At 31.7% G+C, this 22,258-nt stretch carries 20 protein-coding genes; 4 read left to right on the forward strand and 16 right to left on the reverse strand.

Features of this window, described 5'->3' with window-relative positions:
* Nucleotides 1–228: 228 nt before the first annotated feature.
* The gene (locus EV214_RS06885) at nucleotides 229–1,632 is read right to left on the reverse strand and encodes a sodium:solute symporter family protein (RefSeq protein ID WP_132244091.1); all 1,404 of its coding nucleotides are present in this window, start codon (nucleotides 1,630–1,632) and stop codon (nucleotides 229–231) included.
* 841 nt (nucleotides 1,633–2,473) lie between these two features.
* Between EV214_RS06885 and EV214_RS06890 the strand changes: the two genes are divergently transcribed.
* A complete protein-coding gene (locus tag EV214_RS06890) occupies nucleotides 2,474–2,680 on the forward strand; it encodes a hypothetical protein (protein WP_132244093.1) in 207 nt (68 codons plus the stop codon).
* Nucleotides 2,681–2,982: 302 nt separating this feature from the next.
* Nucleotides 2,983–4,137, forward strand: coding sequence for a double-cubane-cluster-containing anaerobic reductase (locus EV214_RS06895; protein ID WP_132244095.1), 1,155 nt, complete (start codon nucleotides 2,983–2,985; stop codon nucleotides 4,135–4,137).
* 16 nt (nucleotides 4,138–4,153) lie between these two features.
* On the opposite strand, the gene EV214_RS19355 is transcribed toward EV214_RS06895, so the two are convergent.
* Complete coding sequence (locus EV214_RS19355) at nucleotides 4,154–4,282, reverse strand: hypothetical protein (protein WP_279233109.1); 129 nt, start codon at nucleotides 4,280–4,282, stop codon at nucleotides 4,154–4,156.
* A 350-nt stretch (nucleotides 4,283–4,632) separates the two neighbouring features.
* Here EV214_RS19355 and EV214_RS06900 point away from each other — a divergent pair, with 350 nt between their 5' ends.
* A complete protein-coding gene (locus EV214_RS06900; protein WP_132244097.1) occupies nucleotides 4,633–4,806 on the forward strand; it encodes an aspartyl-phosphate phosphatase Spo0E family protein in 174 nt (57 codons plus the stop codon).
* A 359-nt stretch (nucleotides 4,807–5,165) separates the two neighbouring features.
* On the opposite strand, the gene EV214_RS06905 is transcribed toward EV214_RS06900, so the two are convergent.
* Entirely contained in the window at nucleotides 5,166–5,711 is a 546-nt protein-coding gene (locus EV214_RS06905) for a hypothetical protein (RefSeq protein ID WP_132244099.1), read from the reverse strand.
* Between the two features lie 521 nt (nucleotides 5,712–6,232).
* On the opposite strand from EV214_RS06905, the gene EV214_RS06910 reads away from it, so the two are divergent.
* Nucleotides 6,233–8,275, forward strand: coding sequence for a methyl-accepting chemotaxis protein (locus tag EV214_RS06910; RefSeq protein WP_132244101.1), 2,043 nt, complete (start codon nucleotides 6,233–6,235; stop codon nucleotides 8,273–8,275).
* 180 nt (nucleotides 8,276–8,455) lie between these two features.
* On the opposite strand, the gene EV214_RS06915 is transcribed toward EV214_RS06910, so the two are convergent.
* The 13 genes from EV214_RS06915 to EV214_RS06970 all read right to left on the reverse strand — a co-directional run bounded on the left by EV214_RS06915 (nucleotide 8,456) and on the right by EV214_RS06970 (nucleotide 21,848).
* Nucleotides 8,456–9,229: a methyl-accepting chemotaxis protein gene (locus tag EV214_RS06915; protein WP_207669641.1), complete on the reverse strand. Its 774-nt coding sequence runs from the start codon at nucleotides 9,227–9,229 to the stop codon at nucleotides 8,456–8,458.
* Between the two features lie 196 nt (nucleotides 9,230–9,425).
* Entirely contained in the window at nucleotides 9,426–11,168 is a 1,743-nt protein-coding gene (locus EV214_RS06920) for an ABC transporter ATP-binding protein (RefSeq protein ID WP_132244105.1), read from the reverse strand.
* 208 nt (nucleotides 11,169–11,376) lie between these two features.
* Nucleotides 11,377–13,092 carry a methyl-accepting chemotaxis protein gene (locus EV214_RS06925; protein ID WP_132244107.1) on the reverse strand — a complete coding sequence of 572 codons (1,716 nt, stop codon included), beginning with the start codon at nucleotides 13,090–13,092 and terminating at the stop codon, nucleotides 11,377–11,379.
* 236 nt (nucleotides 13,093–13,328) lie between these two features.
* Complete coding sequence (locus EV214_RS06930) at nucleotides 13,329–13,868, reverse strand: DUF5698 domain-containing protein (protein WP_132244109.1); 540 nt, start codon at nucleotides 13,866–13,868, stop codon at nucleotides 13,329–13,331.
* A 787-nt stretch (nucleotides 13,869–14,655) separates the two neighbouring features.
* Nucleotides 14,656–14,988, reverse strand: coding sequence for a hypothetical protein (locus EV214_RS06935; RefSeq protein ID WP_132244111.1), 333 nt, complete (start codon nucleotides 14,986–14,988; stop codon nucleotides 14,656–14,658).
* 39 nt (nucleotides 14,989–15,027) lie between these two features.
* Nucleotides 15,028–15,156, reverse strand: coding sequence for a hypothetical protein (locus EV214_RS19360; protein WP_279233110.1), 129 nt, complete (start codon nucleotides 15,154–15,156; stop codon nucleotides 15,028–15,030).
* Nucleotides 15,157–15,513: 357 nt separating this feature from the next.
* Nucleotides 15,514–15,768 carry a hypothetical protein gene (locus tag EV214_RS06940; RefSeq protein ID WP_132244113.1) on the reverse strand — a complete coding sequence of 85 codons (255 nt, stop codon included), beginning with the start codon at nucleotides 15,766–15,768 and terminating at the stop codon, nucleotides 15,514–15,516.
* A 137-nt stretch (nucleotides 15,769–15,905) separates the two neighbouring features.
* Nucleotides 15,906–16,382 (reverse strand): Cys-tRNA(Pro) deacylase, encoded by a 477-nt coding sequence (gene ybaK / locus EV214_RS06945; RefSeq protein WP_132244115.1) that lies wholly within the window; start codon nucleotides 16,380–16,382, stop codon nucleotides 15,906–15,908.
* 83 nt (nucleotides 16,383–16,465) lie between these two features.
* Nucleotides 16,466–17,080 (reverse strand): ribonuclease H1 domain-containing protein, encoded by a 615-nt coding sequence (locus EV214_RS06950; protein ID WP_132244117.1) that lies wholly within the window; start codon nucleotides 17,078–17,080, stop codon nucleotides 16,466–16,468.
* 205 nt (nucleotides 17,081–17,285) lie between these two features.
* Nucleotides 17,286–17,912 carry a PHP domain-containing protein gene (locus EV214_RS06955; RefSeq protein ID WP_132244119.1) on the reverse strand — a complete coding sequence of 209 codons (627 nt, stop codon included), beginning with the start codon at nucleotides 17,910–17,912 and terminating at the stop codon, nucleotides 17,286–17,288.
* A gap of 33 nt (nucleotides 17,913–17,945) precedes the next feature.
* Complete coding sequence (locus EV214_RS06960) at nucleotides 17,946–18,986, reverse strand: ABC transporter ATP-binding protein (protein WP_132244121.1); 1,041 nt, start codon at nucleotides 18,984–18,986, stop codon at nucleotides 17,946–17,948.
* Complete coding sequence (locus EV214_RS06965; RefSeq protein WP_132244123.1) at nucleotides 18,971–20,656, reverse strand: ABC transporter permease; 1,686 nt, start codon at nucleotides 20,654–20,656, stop codon at nucleotides 18,971–18,973. Before EV214_RS06965 ends, EV214_RS06960 begins: the two co-directional genes overlap by 16 nt.
* 91 nt (nucleotides 20,657–20,747) lie before the next feature.
* Nucleotides 20,748–21,848, reverse strand: a complete 1,101-nt coding sequence (locus tag EV214_RS06970; protein ID WP_132244125.1) for an ABC transporter substrate-binding protein — start codon at nucleotides 21,846–21,848, stop codon at nucleotides 20,748–20,750.
* Nucleotides 21,849–22,258 lie beyond the last annotated feature (410 nt).

Below are 22,258 nucleotides of genomic sequence, written 5' to 3' on the forward strand. Positions count from 1 at the left end.
GAAATATGCACATTTGTATATCCTCTGTAATGAAGAAGTATCACCTGATATCTGATATGCATACGCTTATTATTAGTCGTTCGTAATAGCTTTTTTAAAACATTAATTTCTACTTGTTCATTATGATTTTCAGTATACATGCACAATCCCTCCCTTTATAGATTATGTTTACATAATATCATCAGAGAGGCGGAATATTTTATTGTAATTTTTCCCAGTGTTAAATCATTAATACGTTATATATAGATCAGGAATCTTTACTGAATCAAAAATAGCAACCAGTAAAAATGTTCCTACACAAACGATCCATTCTAAATAGATAACATGTGAAAATATTCTTATAGAAGGTACAAATGTCCATAAAACCAACACAAATATGCCTACCAATGTGGTATAAAATGCAGAATGCTTCCTGCATACACTCGGTGCAAATATTGTGAATAAGAAGGTTACAGTAAATGCTGTTGTTAGACTTAAGGCAACAAGTAATGTTTTAAGTATTCCTACGATGGTCAGTGCCAATATAAAGGTCATTACACCAAGTACTACTACAGTCATTTTGTTAATACGCATAAATTTTTTATCGTCAATATCTGGATTGATAAAACGCTTATAAATATCTTGTGAAAATAATGTTGCAGTACCTAAAAGTAAATTACATGCTGTTGAAACATCAGCTGCCCAAAGTGCTGCTAAAGTTATACCCGCCATTATCGGATTTAATGACATGATAATCTTAGGAAGTGCCATAGTTGCACTTATATCAGGATAAGTAGCCTTTGCAGCGATCCCCATAAGCGCTGCTAAAAAACCAATAGGAAGCATTAATAATCCCCCTAAAACAAATCCGCGTTTAGCATGTTTCTCATCCTTTGCACCACAAGCGATCTGAACAGTTGCTTGTAATGATAATGTTTGGGTCATCATAACAGCACACCATCCCATTATAACTGCTAACCCTAAACCATTTATAGGATGTAGATATGCAATATCGGATGGTATCTTTAATACAATATTTTCTAAACCGCCTTGTGATGAAATTGTAGCAACGGCAGAAAATATAATCCCTATATAGATTAAAGCTACGTTTAATATATTCGAAAGTCCTGCAGACCACATGCCACCTATAAATGTAATGCCTATAAAAACGACTGCACTCATAATCATTCCGGATTTTAAAGTAAATATATCAGGTAATAAGGATGTAAGTATGGCTCCTCCTGCAACATATTGTAAAGAAGTAATGACCAATAGTATTACGATTTGACTAAGTACACATATGACACGGCCCTTTGTGTCATAAAATTTTTCAAAAAGTTCTGGAACCGTAGAGACATTAAGCTTTCTATATTTTCCTGCTGCAACTAGTCCCATAACCACAGCTCCTGCTCCCCAGGCTACATTATACCACCCAGCAGCTAATCCAACATTATAAGCACTTTCTGCAACACCAATGGTTGATGCACCCCCGATAGCAAGACCCGTAACAGTAACAGCAATTAAAGGCGTAGTAAGCTTTCTACCCGCCAGTATAAAGCCCTCAGATCCACTTGTAGCTAGCTTTCTAGCATAAGCACTTATAGCAAATAAAGCAATTATATAGCATAAAACAATTATCAATGGTATATTCATTTTATTCACCTCTTAAAGTTTTTAGTTTTTTTAATAGGCTGTACACACCTATTTAGAATATTTGGGTAGCATGTCGTAAATAGAGATATCTTAATACTTTTATATATAAAAAAAGACCCATTCTAATGAGTCTCCTTTATAAAAAATAATCATGATCCTTTCAAAAATCATTTTTATGAAGGTTCTATCTGTATTCTAGAAAGACTCTTTAGAGAATTATACATATTATTTTTGTATGCAAAGAAACAAGCGCTAAAAAAGTAAAAGCCCCAGCTAAAGTAATCGTCAAAATAATCTATATGAATTTGGAATTTTTTTGTCATTTGCACGAACATTAAAATCACCTTCGTATTTGAAATTTATAAATTCTGTCAATAAATTAATATTTATGATATAGAAAAAAATAAGTACTGTCAATAAAAAACATGAAATTTTGCAATAAAGGCAATATTTTGTAATTGTTACAAAATTTTAGATTTCCTATGAATTTAATAAAGCAAACCATTTACACATGCTATCATTTGTATGATTGAATTTATTGAGCCTATTAAGGGCAGTGATACATAAGAAATATCCATCTAGAAGTAATACCAAAAGTATCTAACCGAAGCATAAAACTAACACCAATAGTGGCAAATCACTGATAAGTAGCATATCTAGAAAAATAAGCCTTAAAGTTCCCTAAAATTTTATAAATAAATCTTATCATTTTATAGTAAATCACCCTAAGAGTATGATAAACTACAAATAGTAAATATTCTATTGATTACCATTTCTACTCATATAAAATCTCCGTATCATGTAATTACATCTAAAAACATTGAAGATTTTGAGGAGAAAAATGGCTGGTTCAAGTAGCGAATCCATAAAAAAAATCGAGGGTGTATTAAAGAATATTGAAAATTCCGTTACCAACATTGCACAAAAAGTGAATGTAACAAGATCTTCAATAGAAAATCAGGCTTCTGCCCTTGAGGAGATCAATGCTTCAATTGATGAATTAACTTCAGCTGCACAGGTTTTAAAAGAACTTTCAAAAAAATTATAAATGCAAAGCGATATAGTATGGTTACTGTATCGCTTTTTTCAATAACATTAATCAATATACACTCGTTTACAAGTGAATTAAGCTACATCTTTACCATAAAGAAAAGATACATTATAAAGGAATAAATTCAATTTTTTTATAGGCACTTGATTATAGAAAATTTTAATCATTCATCATGTTGCTATAAAATTATTCGATTTGATTGTATTTAAAGCACATGTGATACTTGAATAGCATATGGATTAAATATTTATAAATGATTGATTAAAATTTGAGTTATTTCATAAAAGGGAGGAATTTTAGTGGAAATCAGAAAAGATCTACCAGCAATTTTCGAAGAATTTTCAGAAGCAAGAAGAAATGGGTTTATAGCAGCAAATGATTTTAAGAAACAAAACAAACCTATGATTGGTACATTTTGCACATTTATGCCACAGGAAATTCCGCTTGCAATGGGTGCAGCGACTGTATCTCTTTGTGCTACTTCTGATGAGACAATCAGTGAAGCCGAGAAGGAATTGCCAAGAAATCTTTGTCCTTTAATCAAATCCAGTTATGGCTTTGGAAAAACAGACAAATGTCCATATTTTTACTTTAGTGATATGATAATTGGTGAAACTACCTGTGATGGAAAAAAGAAAATGTTTGAACTGATGGGAGAATTTAAACCCGTTCATATTATGCAGCTTCCAAACAACCCGACTACAAAAGAATCTTTTGCTATGTGGAAAAATGAGATTATCCAGCTTAAGGAAGTTATGGAGGAACAGTTTAACACCAAGATCAATGAAGAAGATATTAGAAAGGCGATTAACCTAAAAAATAGAGAAAGACAAGCACTTAAGGATTTCTATTCCCTTGGTAAATTGAATCCCCCAGCTCTATCAGGTGAAGACATTCTTAAGGTTCTTTACGGTAGTACCTTTAAATTTGATAGAGAAGCGAATATAAATGATATCAATGCATTGACTGAAAAAGTAAAGGCTGAATATGCAGCAGGAAAAAAACTTGAAAGCAAACCTAGAATACTTATAACAGGTTGTCCAATTGGTGGTGTAACAGAAAAGGTCGTTAAAGCTATTGAAGAAAATGGCGCGCAAGTCGTGTTCTTTGAAAACTGTATGGGTGCTAAGGCTATTGAGGATATGGTGGATGAATCTAATCCAGACGTTTATGAGGCTTTAGCAGAAAAATACTTAAAAATTGGATGCTCCTGTATGTCTCCTAATCTAAATAGAGCAAAAATGTTAAACAAAGCGATTGATGCATACCAAGTTGATGCTGTGGTAGATGTGATCCTTCAGGCCTGTCATACCTATGCCATTGAAACAGTAAACATTAAGAAATTTGTAAATGGTGAAAAAGAGCTTCCTTATATAAGCATAGAAACGGATTATTCAACATCCGATATCGGTCAGCTCAACACAAGAATGGCTGCATTTATAGAGATGCTTTAGATTGAAGAACATATATTTAAACATTGCGCACAAAAACAAATAATAAGGGGACAGCAAATCTATCCCCACCAATTTCTATATTCTCTTTCCCATTGATTCTTTCTGCCCTATATGCACGCACTTCTTCATCGTATGTATCAATCATACCTTCCACACTCAACACTCAATATAAAATTTTATTTGCTATGATTAAAGAGGATGATTCTCTCATCCTCTTTTTATTTTTAAAGATATTTAAGTACTACTTTTATGATTCTATTTTAAATTTACCCATTTTTTCTTGCAACGCAAATACCCTATTGTCATCTAAACAACGGTTGATCTGGTCGTACTTATAGACATATTTTTTGATATCGCTTAAATATTTACTTTTATTGATGATTTGCTCCGTATTTTTACATTTTTCTCACTTTTTTTCATTATTATTTTAAATAGTGCAACAGGTTAAATCAATCCTTACAAATCAAAAATATTAGATGAAACGAGGTATACAAAATGGAAAATTATAATAATGAATTACAATTAATAAAAGCACAAATCGAAAACACGAGACGCAAATTAAATGAATTAATTAAACAAAGCGAAGGTAATCTTTTAAATTCAGAAGTAATTGAATTAAGCCAATTACTAGATAAATTTCTATCAAAATATGACCATATTAAAAAATAACAATTAATTATTTAAAAGTAACAAGGTAATACTATAAGCTAAGATCTATTTAACCTGTTGTGCTACTTAAAATTGTTTTCATCATCCGATGCATTGACTCAACTCCTTTTACTTCGGTTTTCGAACATTTCTATTTCGTACTTTTTTTGGATACCCGATTATGCATAATTTGTAAATATCTGTACATTCTAATAAAAAATTTTTAAAAAAGTCAGCCTTGAATAAGGATCCTATTCAAACCTGACGCTTTCATATTTTTTGTAATTTTTTCTAAATTTAGATAAAACGAGGATTTTTTACACAAATTTATATTATTGCTTTTGTTTGCTAGTATAAAATTAGGCATTGGATAAATTTTATTATTTACTCGTGAGTTTAAATGACTCAAAAAATTTATTAATATTTTCTTTATTCTCTTCTTCCTTGTCAGTAGCTATATTTAACTGATACATTCTGTTCCCTACAATATAGATTTTTTGGTGTATTTTAAACATATTTCCATCTTCTTCTCCTTCAAATATTAGATCTTTACCAGGATATTCTCCTAAAGTAATATCCGTGATCTTCTCATTTTTTCCATTGCTATTTGTTATTGCACCATTACACCCACTCATTAATAACTCATTTGTATCTGTTTTTTTTATAAACTCTTCAGGGTAATCATTATACGTACAAATATATGCTATATGCTCTTTCTCCACCATGTATGTATTCATAACTATATCACCAAGTGCTGTTTGAATAGTTTGTGGCGTATTCTCTGGCTTACCTGGAAAATCTACAGTAAACCCTCCATCTTCGCAATTTAATGTTTCAAATGTCTCTTCTACTTTTCCATCACCACAGCCCATCAGTGCGCTACTTAATAGGCATACTAGTACGAACATTGTTATTATTTTTTTCATAAAATAAACCTCCCATTTTTTATAATCATTTTATAGATACCCTACCTTTTGCCTAACATCCTAAACAAACATGATCTATTCAAAAAGGATATTTCCATATTTTATCACATATGAATAATATCACCTGTGACTTAAGTTCTAAAAACTTTCGTCACAGGCATCATTATTTTTGCCACAAATATCCCTATGAAACATGAATGCTTTATTTCTTTATCTCATACGAAAGGCCTTCCATTTGAAATAATCTGTAATTATATAAATTCATACAAATTCATACAAATTTATACAATAATTAACAACCTCAGCCAATTATATACATATATATATAATTTTTCAACATAAAAAGTGTAAAATAATCTAAAAGTACCAATTTCATCTACTCTTAATTTTTCCAATACAAAACCCCTTAAGAAAAAGTCTGTATCAATTTCCTCATTATTAGATATTTAATTTTCATAATTCTACAAAACATGGTATAATTTTCGTACAAAATATATTTACTATTACTGGAGGATCCCTTTATGAAACAAACAAAAAAAAAAGCAACAAAAATGTCTATGCGCTTTAAATTAGTTACGTTACCTTTAATACTCCTTTTCATTGCTATTTTAGGTATCGGTAGCATCTCATCCTATTCTACGAGGAAAAGTTTAATCCATCAAATGAAAAATGACGGATTAGAAATCGTTTCTCAAATTGCAAAGCAAATCGAACAAAATAATACTTCTTTACAAGTAATCACCGAAAAAATTGATTCTGATATAAAGCAAGTTGGACAATTTGTACGATCTAATCAAAATCAATTAAGTCCTGCACTTTTAAAACAGTTTTCAAAAGATTTAGAAATCGATGAGATCAATGTATTTGATAAAAACGGAGAGATTTTGTATTCAAATCTTGATGAAAATGTAGGTTTTATCGCTCCTAAAGATCACGTTTTGTTTACTTTTTTAAATAATCAAAAGGACTTTTTATCAGAAGAGAGCAGAAAAAGCACCGTATCAGAAAATTATTATAAATATGGTTATGTAAAAAATTTAAATGGTGGTGCTATTCAAATTGGTGTACTTGCGAATAAGTTGCAAGCATTGACTGAAAAATTCGATTATCAAACATTGGTCGAAAATTTAGTGCAAAATAAAAATATTGTTTATGCACTTTTTATCGATAAAAACTTAAAAGCAGTTGCCCATAGTAATAAAAATCGCATAGGCATAGATCTTACTGATACGGGTAGCAAAACAGCTGCAGTAGATGGCAAACCTTATTCTTCGGAGTTTTTCTATGAGGGAGAAAAGGTCAATGTATATGATATATTATATCCTGTTGTAATAAACGGAAAACATGTTGGGGCTATTAATGTAGGATTGTCCATGAAAGACGTATATGCTTCTGTTAAACAAAATATTCTCCTCGTCAGCGCTGTGGGTATTTTATTCTTCATTCTAATTGGAAGCGTATTATTTCTTATGTCTAACAACATCGTAAAGCTGTTAAATTCATTGAAAATACATTTGAATTTCATTGCAGATGGTGATTTTACAAAAGATATTTCTAAAAAAGAGCTTAATCGAAAAGATGAACTCGGCGAGATGGCGAACGCTTTAGTATGTATGGAGAATTCTGTTAAAAAAATCATCCAAAACATCACTGAAAAATCTACACAAACCACAACAAATTCTGATTCTTTAGCATCTATATCTGAAGAAATGTCAGCATCTTCGCAGGAACTCGCTATGACCATGTCTCAAGTAGCGGATGGCGCAACGAATCAATCACAAGATTTAAAGGATAGTGTCGATTCACTTTCTGAATTGAAAAACAATATTGAAAATATAGATCTAGAACTTCAAAATGTAAAAAAAGAAACAGAAAATGCAGCAAATAAAGCGACTATCGGTGAACAAGAGATGAATACGCTTGTAAAATCTATAGATGAAATGAAACAAGCCTTTGAACTTGTTGTTGGAAAGGTTAAAACACTGACGCATTCAATCCATGAAATAAGTGGTATCACCGAAATCATTTGCACAATATCCGAGCAAACAAATCTACTAGCACTCAATGCAGCCATTGAAGCAGCAAGAGCTGGGGAACATGGTAAAGGTTTTTCAGTAGTCGCTGAAGAAGTACGAAAATTAGCAGAAGAATCCAAACAATTTACAGAAAAAATCATAAACTTGGTATCTTCCATCACAAAAGATACGAATGAAATGATTTATACTTCAAAAAATGCTACACAATCTGTTGAAGAACAAACTACATCTCTTGAAAAAACATTAAAAGCATTCAAAGATATATTAGTATCTGTAGAAAACATTGTCCCTTTTATGGACAAAACGCATCATGCTATGCATAAGATCATACAATCAAAAGATACACTTATGGAAAAAGTATCCAAAGTAAGTAGCCTTACTGAAGAAAATTCAGCAGGAATACAACAAGTATCCGCATCTTCACAAGAATTAAGCGCATCTTCAGAAGAAGTGGCGAGCACTGCTCAAACTTTAAATGAAATTGCGATGCATTTAATGCACACCATTGAATGTTTTAAGATATCATAACTGCCATTCCCTTCCTTTTGACTTCTGCTGGTGCCCATTCACAATAACTACACTTATAACAATGATTTGGTTACGAAAAAAGTAAAGTCAACTAGAAGCCTAGTTGACTTATTACTGCTTAATTTTTTCCATACACGCTTCTAAGTACACTATTTTTTAGGCAATCCTATATCCTTGTCTTTATATTTTAAATCTATCTATTTCTACCTTTAATTTTTCTGCACTTTTCTTTGTTTTAGTAACTATTGTTCTTACTTCATTTGCTTTATCATTTGTATCACAGATTCTATTTGCGATATCCGTAGTACCTTCTGCGCCTTCGTTCGCTGCTAAAGCTACACCCTCAATGGCTGCAAGCACATTTTCTAATGATGCTAAAAGTTCTTCTGATGTTGCACTAAATTCAGTTACAAGTTCATCAACAAATAAAGAAACATCTCCTGAAAAAACACCTCTCTTCGTACCATCATAATGATCAATTTGAACAACAGCACCCACTACCATTTCTTTTGTAACTTTATCTAAAAAGGGTTTTGAAAAATTTATTTTATCCTTATTCATTCCCTCTTGATACCAAGGCCGCTGCCTTGGGTCATAGTCATCTGGAGGAATCCAACCTGCCCCATCAATCATTTGTCCATCCACAGTCCCTATATACAAATCTGAAACATTGTCGAATTTATTCACCATATGCTTCAAATAATCAAGCTCAGCATCTGGTGCTAATGCTGATTTTTCTACAGCTTCTTTCACACTATCAATCATTTCTAAATGCATCGTTAACCATCCATCAATTTTATTAGCATAAGCTTGTGAGGTTTGAATCAATATCTCATTTGCATTCTTTACAATAATATTTTTAGCAAAATAATAAGAAAAAATAGAAATTGATCCAATAGCTAGAATTACCATAGGAATAATAACTGCCATCATTTTAGATTTAAGGCTTTTCATAAAAATCATCCTCTCTGCAAAATTTCATTTGTTATGCAATTGATTTAGATAGCTGTATTTTTTTGTATTATTTTGTAACTTTTTGTATATTCTATGTGTAATACATATTATACCATATATTTTTAATATTTCCTATTAGGCAACCACTGAAATAAAAATAAATTTTAGTGCTTTTGAGCAAGATAGTAGCTTTCTATTACGTATACTTTTCATCAAACTGCATATTATAAAGATTCGCATAAATACCATTTTTCTCTATAAGCTGATGATGGGTTCCTTTTTCTTGGATCCCTTCATCTGTAAGGACAATGATTTCATCTGCATTTTTAATCGTGCTTAGTCTATGGGCAATCACTAAAGTGGTTCTATTCTTTGATAGTTCTTCTAAAGATTTTTGTATAAACCTTTCACTTTCATTATCAAGCGCCGATGTTGCTTCATCTAAAATAAGAATGGGCGGATTTTTTAGAAATACACGTGCAATCGAAAGTCGTTGCTTTTGTCCTCCTGATAATTTCACACCCCTTTCTCCAACGTAAGTATCATAACCCTGTTCAAGTGTCATGATAAAATCATGAATATTTGCTTTTTTCGCCGATTCAATGATTTCTTTATCAGATCCCTCAGGCTTTCCATAAGCGATATTTTCTTTTATAGTGCCTGAAAATATATAAACATCTTGCTGCACGATGCCTATATTGTTTCTTAAAGTTTTCAGTTTTATATTTCTTATATCCATCCCATCTATGGTGATTGCGCCATCATTGATTTCATAAAACCTAGGGATAAGGCTACAAAGTGTCGTTTTTCCGCCACCGGAAGGACCTACAAGCGCGACGGTTTTTCCAACCAAAATTTTTATATTGATATGCTTTAAAATATTATGCTTCTCATTATAACGAAAAGATACATTATCTAATAAAATATTTCCCTTAGGATTTATAAAATCTTGCGCATCTTCTTTGTCTTCTATATCTGGTTTAGTTTGGATGATTTCTAAAAATCTTTCAAAACCAGTAATGCCTCTTTGAAATTGTTCTGTGAAGTTAATGAGTTTTTCTAATGGTTTTAAGAAGATATTGATATATAAAATATAAACAATAAGATCAGAGGTTTGTAAAGTTCCTTTGGTTATAAATATTCCCGCTGAAAGAATTACACAAAGATATAACAATCCTTGAAAAAAATTATTGCCACTAAAAAATCTACCCATGATAAAATAACTATTTTCTTTTGTTTCTAAAAATGCCACATTTCCATTACTAAATTTAAAATTTTCTAGATCCTCATTGGCAAAGGATTTTACTACTCTTATTCCTGCGAGCGTATCTTGTATTTGGGCATTTACATTTGCGATCTTTTCTCTATTTTTTCTGAATACTTTTCTCATTCTTTTATTATAAAAGTACGAAAAATACAACATAACAAAAGTGAAAAACAAAAGAATCAAACTAATCTTTGTATGAATCGTCAATAGTATCACGAACGCTCCTGTTATTTTTATGATTGAAATAAATAGATCTTCCGGTCCGTGGTGGGCGAGCTCTGATATATCAAATAAATCTGTAATAATTCTTGACATAAGTTTTCCTGTGTTGTGTTCATCATAATAAGAAAAAGATAACTTTTGTAGATGATCAAAAATATCACGTCTCATATCCGCTTCCATTCTAGCCCCCATAATATGTCCCCACGAAGTAATGAAATACTGACAAAAATACCGAATGATATATAAAATAAACAATCCAATACCTATATAAGTTACAGTCTGAATAATTTTTTCTGAATCTTTCAGTATATATACATCATTGATCAGGTATCTCACCGCTAGTGGAAACACAAGGTCTATGCCCGATAATATCAATGCACAAAATAGATCTGCAAAAAATAAGTCTTTATATGGCTTATAGTAACTGATAAATTTTTTAATCTGTTCCATATCCTTCTCCTTCACATTCTCATATTTCTTATAATATAGCTTAGTTCTACGTCATCGTCAATAGTCTTTCTATGGTCTGATCTTCCTTATATGGCTATATATTTCTTGATATCATAAAAAACTACTTCTTGCATTATACTCAAAGTAGTTTTTATGTTTTTCCCAACGCATGACAAATATTCTATTCCCTATTTTTTTCAATGCTATCCTACATTTTAAATTTAGCAATCAATCCTTGTAGTTGTTGAGATAACTCGGATAATCCTTCACTCGCATTTGCAATCTCATCCATAGAAGCGGTTTGTTCTTCCATCGAAGCGCTCGCTTCTTGTGTTCCTGCTGCATTTTCTTGTGCTACTGCTGAAACCATTTCCATCGTATCTAGTACTTCTTCTTTCTTTTGTTGCATCTCTATTCCAGCCTCAGTGATTGTTTCTACAGCTTTTCTCGAACCTTTGAGTGCTTCTGTCATTTCTTTAAACTTGCTTTCTGTAAGATTCATCTTCTCCATCTGTTCTTTGATGATTAATCCAACCTCTTGCATAATTTCAACTGCCTTTTCTGAGTCTTGTTGTAAAGATTTGATCATATCATCAATAATCTTCGTTGAATCTGTAGATTGTTCTGCAAGTTTTCTAATTTCTTCTGCTACCACTGCAAATCCTTTTCCATGTTCTCCTGCTCTTGCTGCTTCAATCGCTGCATTGAGTGCAAGTAAATTTGTTTGTTCTGCAATAGATGCGATTAAATTACTCGCTTCGCTGATTTTCTCTGAACTTTCATTCGTCTTTTTAATGCTCTCATATACATCCCCTGTTGCATTGCTACTTTCTTTTGTTTTAATAGATAAGGCTTCAAGGATCTCTAACCCTTGTTGGATTAATGCATTTACCTTATTCGACGCTTTTTTTAAAGCACTTATATGTTCTTTATCTTCTTCTATAATATTTCCAAGCATCGTTAATTTTTCTGATCCTTCCATTGTACTCTGTGCCTGATCTGTAGCTCCTTTAGCCATTTCTTCTATTGTTTTTGCAACTTCTTGTGCTGCTGTTGCAGATTGTTGCGCTGTAGCTGTTAATTCCTCGGATGAAGCCGCAACTTGCTCTGAGGTACTGCCTATTTTTTGTAACACTTCCCTTAGATTTTCTTCAATCTTTTGTATAGCTCTTGCTAAATCACCCGTTTCATCTTTTCTATCCATAAAAACACTTGGTACATCTTTTGTAATATCATAGTTTGCCACTCCCATAATATGATTGATTCCTAAAACAATCGGTAAACTAATCGCTTTTGATATGAATAATGTAGCGATTATAGAAAGTAATAACGCGATTACAAATAAGCCTACAAAAAATTTCATTGTATTCCCATAGTCAACATCATTTTGATTCTTTAATGCTTCAGCTTCTTTCATATTATAATCCGCTAAATCTACTAAGTTTTGTTGAAAATCCTTTGCAACTTTTTCAATTTTATCATAAGCTTGATGTGCTTCTTCTCCATTTCCCTTCATAGCAATCGCTATAACCACTTCTCTACCCGCTTTATACTTTTCAAGATTAGCTTCTAACGTTTGAATCATATCGGTTTCAAATTGATCTAGATCAGTCGATTTAAATATTTTGAAATTTTTACCAAAATCATCTGCCCGATTATTGATATCTTCTACTCTAGATTTTTGTTCTTGCGGTTCATCTATATGTAGTATAATGCTGTAAAGATCTGCTTCAATCGCTCTTTGATGGGCCATGTTCTCATTAAGTAGTTTAATAGCAATCAGACTATCCTTATACATCGTCGTCATATCTTGATTTGCTTTTGTAATATTCTTATACCCAGCACCACCCATTAAAACAATAAACACCATCAATAGCATTGATAACATACCTATTTTCGTTCTGATTTTAAAATGACTAAACATTTTTCGCCTCCGTTTTTCAAGTTTTTTATTCTTATCTTACCATATTTTTAAATATTGTATATAATATTATTGTTGATTTTATTTATTTAAAATCTATCTATTCAATATATACCCATAGTACAAAAAACAAAACATCTGTAAAACTGAATTTCGGACTAAAACTTCATAGAAATGATCACATAAAAAGGGGATCGTCTTGAAGAAATAGATCCTTCAAGACAATCTCCCTCGCTAGTTTAAACAGTTTTTATTCTGGTAGTGGTAATTTTTCCCTCTACTTTGTTGAGGTTTTTGATTTTTAATGTGGGATGCTCCACACCACATCCATCCATAATGTCTTCTAGTATTTTGAATTCTTTTCTCTTAATTACCACTTCCACTTTGTATCTTCTGTCTCCGTTATTCCCTCTCGCTAGATAATTATTCACTGTATAGCCTGCTTCTCTAAGTTTTTCTGCAATTTCGATCATCTTATTTTTATCATTTAAAAATACATCGACCTCTAAAATACCGAGTGCCAAACGTTCTTCAATCTTTCCCCCAATAAAAACGCCCATCGTCTTTCCTAATGCATAAGCAATGGTAAAATGTAGTCCCTTTTCACTATTCATTTTGGCAACGACAGTTGCAAAAATCATAGCATCTACAAATACTAACATATAAACAGGATTCATAATTTTTTTAGATATCAATATGGTTTTTAAGGTTGCTAAAATATTAGTAAAGGCCGTTATTAAAAACAGACCTACCAGCGTAAATATTATACTTTGTATCATTTAAACATCTCCTTTAATTTTCTTTTTTGTTCATGTGTTATTTATCTTAAAACGCGATCTCATGCATCGTATCCTTAGCGTCATGTACCTGTTATTTGTTTATTTGGCATCTATTGCAAAACAAAAAAACTAACATCGTTGCTACAGGTTAGTAAATCATCCTTTATTTAAGTATCTTTCATCATTACAGTTTCGTTACTTTCCATAAAATATGTACATCTATTGCGCATGCGCGAATAAAACATATGCTAGAAAAGATCTGTATTTTAAAATAATGCAATGATTCATTTAAATACTTTTTATAGGGAATTTAAGCATAGAGTAAATCTACTTTTATTCAATCAAATATTTCTGCGGATTTGTGCGATAAAAGAAGAAAGATATCTAAGTTCTTGTGATTCTTAGATATTGGATGAAAAGCATCTTTATAATAATTTCGAAAATAACGATAAGATTATTGTAAAAAATTATTTGGTTATACGCTACTCCTATTCATCTAAATAACAAACTAACTTTTTTATTATATCATATGTAGTAAATATTTACAAATTTTATTGTATCATTCTTTAATATCTTTTATTTTGGAGATAAAAAAAGAATCAAATATCTCATCCTCCTTTCTTTCCTTTGTATTCTCCAATATCTTATACTTGTTCATAATTTTATCTACAGATATCTATAGACCCACTCTCTATTATAAATAAAGAAGCTTATATATTTTCTTCAATAATCGTCTTTTTAAAATACTATTCACGCTTAAGCATGACACTCATGATTACGTATTTCGTTAATATCTTCCTAATATGTTTTTCATGACTTGATCGAACGGAAGACTTCCTATTTGATCCATAATTTGTTCTAATTGTGTCTTCGCTTTTGGCCTTTTGAGTGATCCCACTAGAAGAATATTCACTTCTTGGCTTTTATCTATTGTAATAGAATCTACTTCTAATACGCCTCCTAGCAGTCCTAATATGATTAGTATTTGACCTGGCGTTAAATTAGCATTACCGCACTTTTTATTTCCACATGTTCTGTTTATATTTGCATATTCTTCTTTTACGCCAAGCTGTTCCATTACTGTTTTTAAAAGTAGATCCATTGGGTCTTTAGAAGCCACTCACCCCTCCTCCTTTTTTCATATTATTACATGCACGCTTTACGCTGGAATAATCTCTGGTTCAGCTGATATCTCACCAGTACCTGCACATCCTGTTACAAAAAGAATAAATAACATAGAAACGATTACTAGCAACAGATCATGTTTTACATTTTGGGGAAGGCTCAATCAAATTCCTCCTTTTTTATATCACAGGGATAACATATCCTCTGTTCGCTTTTATACTAGTCGTTGAATTAATATGCATTATAATCTTAAATTTTATAAACTTTGGAGAATAGTTAATCTTAAAAGGAATTTTAGATTCCTTTTATCTGATGATTATTTCATTAAATTTCTCTGTCCCTATAAAACCATTACTTGAAATATCTATAAAACTATCTGAATACAGAATAGATTTTAAATCCTTATTCAAAATATGCAAGAGGACTCCCTCTTACCACTTTTTTTAATATAGTATGATCCGTCTCGTATTACTGTTAATATATGAGGTAGAAAATCCAGAAAAATAAAAGGAATACTTGATTATCTTTTCAATTTACGTTCAAGCAACTCTATCTGTTTTTTTATCAACGCAACTTCTTCACACATTTGGGCATTATTATTCTGTGACTGTTGCAGTTGTTCCTGTGCAGCAATTGTTAAAATTGCCTGCCCAACCGCTTCAACAAAGTTACCTAAAGAGTTTTGTTCATCTGAGTCTAAATTTTGTGCTAGCAGTGCACCAACTAAATATGCTAATAGCGTAAATTGTTCTGGCGGCAGATTAAAAAATGACATTGTTTCTCCTCCTGCTTTATTCCTCTTTCTATTTTATTATACGCAAATAATTTGACCCTTGTGTCAAAAGATATGGACTGTAATTCAAACATAAAAGGGTCAGGTTTGAATAAGTGAATCATTCAAACCTAACCCTTTTAACAAATTACATCTCCAAATTCTCCTTCAACTGCTTCAATCAATTGATCTACCCCCATCTCAATCTGCATACCTATTTTCCCACCACTTACAATAATATCTTCTATCTCACAAGCAGTTTCATCTATAAAGGTTTTATACTGCTTTTTCATTCCTATTGGAGAACATCCGCCTCTAATGTATCCTGTGTACTTTAAAATATCCTTCATCGGTATCATCTCAATTTTCTTTTCGCCAGCCACCTTTGCAGCCTTTTTTAAATCTAATTCCTCTGATACAGGTATTACAAATACATAGATATTACTGTTTCCTTGTGTTACCAATGTTTTATAGACAAGTTTAGGATCTTTTGAAATTTTTTTTGCAACAGAAATACCATCAATTTTTCCATCCCGTTTATCATAAGTAATCATATTATAATTTATTTTTTTCTGTTCTAAAATCCGCATCGGATTTGTCTTTTTTACTTTAGCCATATTCCCAACTCCCTTATCAAGCATTACTATAATTCGTGTAGCGAATTGTACCTTTGACTTGTTATTTAAAAAAAATGGCCCATTTACTGTTTATATAAAGCATCTTTTGCTAATTGGTCTACTTCTTCATTATATTGATCTCCACTATGGGCTTTTACTTTTATAAATACGACCTCTAAATTTTGTGCAATTCCATCGTAATATTTCTTATAATCTTTTGTCCCTTCTTTACGTGCTTGCCAAGCAGAAGTTGCCCATTTTTCAATTCCTTCATAATCATAATATAGATAAAGGGTTTTTGCATTTTTACTAATTGCATATGCCATAGCCAGTCTAGCGCCTTTGATTTCTCCTGCTACATTTCTCATCTCTAAAAGTTTCAAATCCTTTTCTCTTCCTGAAAAAACATGTTTTTCCCCTTGAAAAAAAGTAATGCCCCCATAACTACAACTTTTCATTTGATCTTCATAGCTTCCATCCACGTACGCTATCATTTCGTCATCATTTAAATTCTCTATGGTTTTTGCTTCCTTTTCTTTTACTGCATTTTCCATATACCTTTGAGCATCTTCTAATTCTTTAAAGCTTTTGTATTCTGCTCCTGAATATCCCTGTATTTGCTTTTGACACGCTTCCCATGTATTAAATAGCCCTCTGTTTCTTCCTTTTCGAACTGCATAAACTTTGTTTTTTGCCATATACTTTTCACCTCAACTATTTTATTGAATAATCGTTTATTATAACATGCTATCTTTTTATTTTATAGTTTCTGCTATATTTTTTGAAGTGACTTTTTTGAAAATCCTATTTCAAATGATTTTGAGGACTCAATAGCTTCATTCTCACATTATTATACTGTAGCCACGCACGACAATATTTATGTCCTTTATACTTATAAATCTATCATCTTATTTGCCTAAATGCTTTTCTTTTATAATCATAGTATACAGGCATCATTCTTCTACTTTTCATAGCATCTATTAAGTCTTTTTCATTTTGAATACATTCAAAAAATTTTGTTGCATACATACCAATATTATTTAATTGATGTGCATCACTTGCTCCTACACATGGAATATTTCGTTTATTTGCAAGGGTATCTGCTTTTAGGTTATTCTCATAAGAAGTATTTCCATTGAAACTTTCTATAGCTGAGAGATTCTTTAAATTACTGATATGATCTCCTAGACCTCTACCATTATTTCTAAAAGGGTGGGCACTTATTGTTACCCCTCCTTTTAAGTTGACTAAATCAATTAACTGCTGGGCATGCATTTTATTTTCTGGTACCTTATTCATCCCAAAACAGAGGATATCTCCTTCATAAGTCAAGATCTCCATACCAACAATAACGATTATTCCATACTTTTTTTCGAATTCTTTAGCAAATCTATGTGCTTCATTACTGTCATGATCTGTAATACATATTCCATCTAAGCCTATATCTTTCGCATATTTTATTCCCTCTTCCATATCGATGTGACTACAAGATGAATACTGTCGTGTATGAAAATGCAAATCTATAATCATAAAACCCACTCTTTCTCATTAATAATTCATGTACTAATTATATAGCACATGTACTGATTTTTCATCAAAATCTAAATGGACGCAATCTCCAATATTCAATATTCTATTTCTTCTACGATTTAACACATCTACGATTATTTCATAGGTTTCAACTTTCACCTTATATCTATAGATGCTTCCTAAATTTTCGTGACCTATCACTTTTGCTTGGATCCCTTCATTTGTTAATTTTATTTCCTCTGGTCTTAATAGAGCTATAATATTTTTTATTTCTTCATCAAGTTTATCTATTTTAACTATTTTCCCAAATAGTTTAGCTATTTTTTCATTGTTTTCATCTTTTAGTACAGGGATCTCTATCAGATTTGCATGCCCTATAAAACTGGCTACAAATGTATTTGCTGGTTTATAATATAGTTCATCTGGTTTTACAATTTGTTGAATTTCACCTTTATTCATCACTACAATTCTATCCGCTATAGCCAGTGCTTCTTTCTGATCATGTGTTACATATATACTTGTTATACCTATGTCCTTCTGAATTTTTCTTATTTCTTGCCGCATGCTTACCCGTAATTTTTCATCCAAATTACTTAATGGTTCATCAAACAACAAAATATTTGGCTCCACAACGAGTGCCCTTGCAAGAGCTACCCGTTGCTTTTGTCCACCACTTAATTCTTGGATATCCCTTTTTTCAAGACCACTTAACGCAACACGTTCAAGTAGAGATCTAACACGTTTTTCAATTTCACTTTTTGATCGTTTTCTTACCTTTAATCCATAAGCAATATTTTGCTCTACATTTAAATATGGAAATAGTGCATAATTTTGAAAAACCATGGCTGCATTTCTCTGCTGTGATGACCATGTAGTAACATCTTTTCCGTCAAAGAAAATTTTTCCACTATCCAATGGAACCAATCCTGCAATAATACGTAGTAAAGTTGTTTTTCCACATCCAGAAGGCCCTAATAATGCAACCAATTCCCCTTGTTTCACTTCTAAAGATATATTCTTAACAGCAGCTACATCTCCATACTTCTTTATTATATTTTTTAATACGATTTCCAAACCCCTCTACCCTCTTTCATTTTATGCCATAATGAACCTCCATAAAAAAGCACATAGAAAAAACCTAACATTATCAAACATAATAAGGATAACAATAACGCCATTGCAGAGGCTTCTCCCATAGCACTGCTCGTTATTATTTGAAATATCTGCTGTACCGCTACTTTATTTTTTGGCAATAGTAAAAATATGATTGCCCCTAATGTAGTCATTGTAGTCGAAAAATTCTTAAAAAACGAAGCAAAGAATGCATCTTTTAGCAAAGGCATTATTACGGTAAAAAATGTTTTTGTCTCACTTGCGCCTAAGTTATATGCTGCTTTTTCTAAATCTGAATTCACATGTTTCAGTAATGCCGATCCTGCGCGTAGCCCTACATTCATATATCTAGCAATACATATAATATAGATAATGATTTCAGTTCCCAACAACACAAGTGGTTTTATATCTTTTAAGATCCACCTACCCATCCCAAGTACAGGATACTTAAAAGTAACCAAATAGCTAATTCCAAATAGTATTCCAGGAACAGCTGCTGGTAAAACTGCCATAAAGTCAACAAATGCTGCCATAGGTACTCTCTTATTGTGCAAAATATACGCGAGTACTACACCTATAAAAGATGATATAAATGCAACATAAGTAGCTAATTTGACACTATTTATAAAAGACGAAAAATCTCTTTTTAATATTGATTGGAAATGACTCAATGTAAACGTGTAATCATATCCCCATTGCTTTGTAAAAGCACCGATTATTATAAATGTGTATTTTAACAATACCAATCCAATAAAAAGAGAAGTAAAGAATATTAATAAATATTTTGCATAGGGTTTTATTTCTTTATATTCAATATCTTTCGCGCCTACTTCATCTGTAAAATACGTTCGTTTCTGAATATAATATCGCTGTAATACAAATGCAAATATACATGGAATTAATAAGAAAACCCCCGATATGGACGCCCCTTGCATATTATACATCCCTGTGATTTGAATATACATATCAGATGCTAATGTCTGAAAATCCCCTCCAATAATGAGTGGCGTACCAAAATCAGCCATGGATGCCAAAAACACTAATAGTGCTGTACTTGATATTTCAGGAATCATCATAGGTAATGTGACTGTAAAAAACACTTTTTTCTCTTGCGCCCCTAAATTTCGCGCCGCTTCTTCTAACGAAATATCCATTTTCTCTATAACACTTGAAATAAGTATATTTGCCAATGCGCCTAATCCTAAAACTTGTATAAATACAACACCTTTCCATCCATAGGGACTTATGTCTAAACCAAAGAATTGATGACTAATCAGACCACGTCTCCCAAATAGCATAATAAATGCAATACTTCCTACAAATGGTGGATGAATTAATGGCAATAATGAAAATATTCTCAGCATATTACGTCCTCTAAATTTTAGGCGTCTTAAAGTAAATGCTATGGTCATGCCACAACTTGTCGCAATGAATGTCACTACAAAAGAAATCACTAAGCTATTTTTTAAATAATATAATGCTCTTTCAATATATTTGTATATAATTTCTATCTTGCATCCTAAATTCATTCCATATACTATAACACTTATTACTGGAATAAATGCAAAATATACTATGAAAAATACCAATAAACAATATAATAATATAATAACCCCATTGTTCTTTTTCACTTTTATTCTCTCCTTAGCCAATATAACTAAAAGCTGGTGAATATACTTCACCAGCTTGATCAATATTATATCAATATATTAGGTATACGCCTTACTTCGCTACATGCTTTTCCCACTCAGCTAATATTTCCTCACGTTTTTGTGCATTGGCTTGGAAATCTGTCATAAATAGCTTAATATCACTTATATCTACGATTCCTTTAGGAACCTCTACATCTGTACGGGCAACAGCGGCATTACGTACTTTTGCTAAAGTTTCCATTCCTCTTTTTGAAAGAATCCAATCAACAAATACTTTCGATGCTTCTAAATTATTTGTTCCTTTTACAATTGCTACTGGTTGAGGCCACCAACCCGTTCCATCCTTTGGATAAATCAATTGAATATGCGCATTATTTTTCTCAAGCTCTCTATCTCCATTACTAGCATTAATACCAACAATCGCTTCTCCATTTACTACCATACGTGCAGGATCACTTCCCCTTGCCGTAAAAAATGGAACTTGCTCAATTAGTTTTTCGAGATATTTCCATCCCTCTTCATTTCCTTTTGTTTGTAAAATAGCACTGACAACATTGTATGCTGTTCCAGAAGATGCTGGATTTGGCATAGATACTTCACCTTTAAGTTCTTCTTGTAAAAGATCTTCCCATGTTTCAGGCATTTTTAAACCTTTTTCTTCAATTAATTGTTTATTTACAACCCAATTCACTAAGGTTAATGATGTTCCATGCCAATAACCATTTTTATCCTTCATAATTTCCTCTAAAGCATTGGCTTCTGGTGCCTGATACGCTACTAACAAGTCACTTTGAGCTGCATTAATAAATGTATCTGCACCTCCAGTAAACCAAATATCCGCAATATTCACGCCTGAATCTTTTTCATTTTTTAACCTTTGTAAAATTTCTCCATTTTTCATTGTTAAATTCTCAACTTTAATTCCTGTATCTTCTTGGAATTGATCTAAAACCAACCGAATCGTGTCCGTTACGCCATACATATTTAGCGTAACATCCTTCATCTTCTGCACATCATAATGACTTGAAGACCATCCCAAATCATTCTCTATCGTTTTATTTTGAACCATTTCTTCAGAATCTGTATTCGTTGAATTCACTTCTTGTTTTTTACATCCACTAAAAGAAAAAATCATTAATACTGCTATGAGTCCTGCAATAATTTTTTTCATATTCAAATCCCCTTTTTTTACAACTTATCTGATTTTATTTTATATTACGTAGTCCTTCGTGTCAATACATGAAGGTATTCTACAAAAATGTTCAAATATTGACATGCTAATCTATAGATAAATTCTATTTGACAAATCTCACACCATTTTTTTCAATATTTCTATCTTCGCGCTCCCTATGTGCACTCTTCTTTAATCTCTATGGATAGGGCTAGTTCTACTAAGCGATCGTATATGAGGTCGATCCCATCACAGGCCTTTTATAGCAAGTATCCCTTTAGATAAATCTATAAACATAGAACTCGCCCTTACTTGGAGAAAAGATAAATTCCTACCCAGGGTTTCACAAACATTTATAGAACGATTTTTTCAAAAATTTTAGTACGCTATTTTTTTTAAAAAATTACTTA

It is taken from the genome of Marinisporobacter balticus, from assembly GCF_004345705.1.
Lineage (GTDB): Bacteria > Bacillota > Clostridia > Peptostreptococcales > Thermotaleaceae > Marinisporobacter > Marinisporobacter balticus.

Bases quoted from the DNA above. Each gene is read 5' to 3' on its own strand.
- EV214_RS06885 (WP_132244091.1), bottom strand. From the start codon at position 1,632: ATGAATATACCATTGATAATTGTTTTATGCTATATAATTGCTTTATTT.
- EV214_RS06890 (WP_132244093.1), top strand. From the start codon at position 2,474: ATGGCTGGTTCAAGTAGCGAATCCATAAAAAAAATCGAGGGTGTATTA.
- EV214_RS19355 (WP_279233109.1), bottom strand. From the start codon at position 4,282: ATGATTGATACATACGATGAAGAAGTGCGTGCATATAGGGCAGAAAGA.
- EV214_RS06900 (WP_132244097.1), top strand. From the start codon at position 4,633: ATGGAAAATTATAATAATGAATTACAATTAATAAAAGCACAAATCGAA.
- EV214_RS06905 (WP_132244099.1), bottom strand. From the start codon at position 5,711: ATGAAAAAAATAATAACAATGTTCGTACTAGTATGCCTATTAAGTAGC.
- EV214_RS06910 (WP_132244101.1), top strand. From the start codon at position 6,233: ATGAAACAAACAAAAAAAAAAGCAACAAAAATGTCTATGCGCTTTAAA.
- EV214_RS06915 (WP_207669641.1), bottom strand. From the start codon at position 9,229: ATGAAAAGCCTTAAATCTAAAATGATGGCAGTTATTATTCCTATGGTA.
- EV214_RS06920 (WP_132244105.1), bottom strand. From the start codon at position 11,168: ATGGAACAGATTAAAAAATTTATCAGTTACTATAAGCCATATAAAGAC.
- EV214_RS06925 (WP_132244107.1), bottom strand. From the start codon at position 13,092: ATGTTTAGTCATTTTAAAATCAGAACGAAAATAGGTATGTTATCAATG.
- EV214_RS06930 (WP_132244109.1), bottom strand. From the start codon at position 13,868: ATGATACAAAGTATAATATTTACGCTGGTAGGTCTGTTTTTAATAACG.
- EV214_RS06940 (WP_132244113.1), bottom strand. From the start codon at position 15,768: ATGTCATTTTTTAATCTGCCGCCAGAACAATTTACGCTATTAGCATAT.
- ybaK (WP_132244115.1), bottom strand. From the start codon at position 16,382: ATGGCTAAAGTAAAAAAGACAAATCCGATGCGGATTTTAGAACAGAAA.
- EV214_RS06950 (WP_132244117.1), bottom strand. From the start codon at position 17,080: ATGGCAAAAAACAAAGTTTATGCAGTTCGAAAAGGAAGAAACAGAGGG.
- EV214_RS06955 (WP_132244119.1), bottom strand. From the start codon at position 17,912: ATGATTATAGATTTGCATTTTCATACACGACAGTATTCATCTTGTAGT.
- EV214_RS06970 (WP_132244125.1), bottom strand. From the start codon at position 21,848: ATGAAAAAAATTATTGCAGGACTCATAGCAGTATTAATGATTTTTTCT.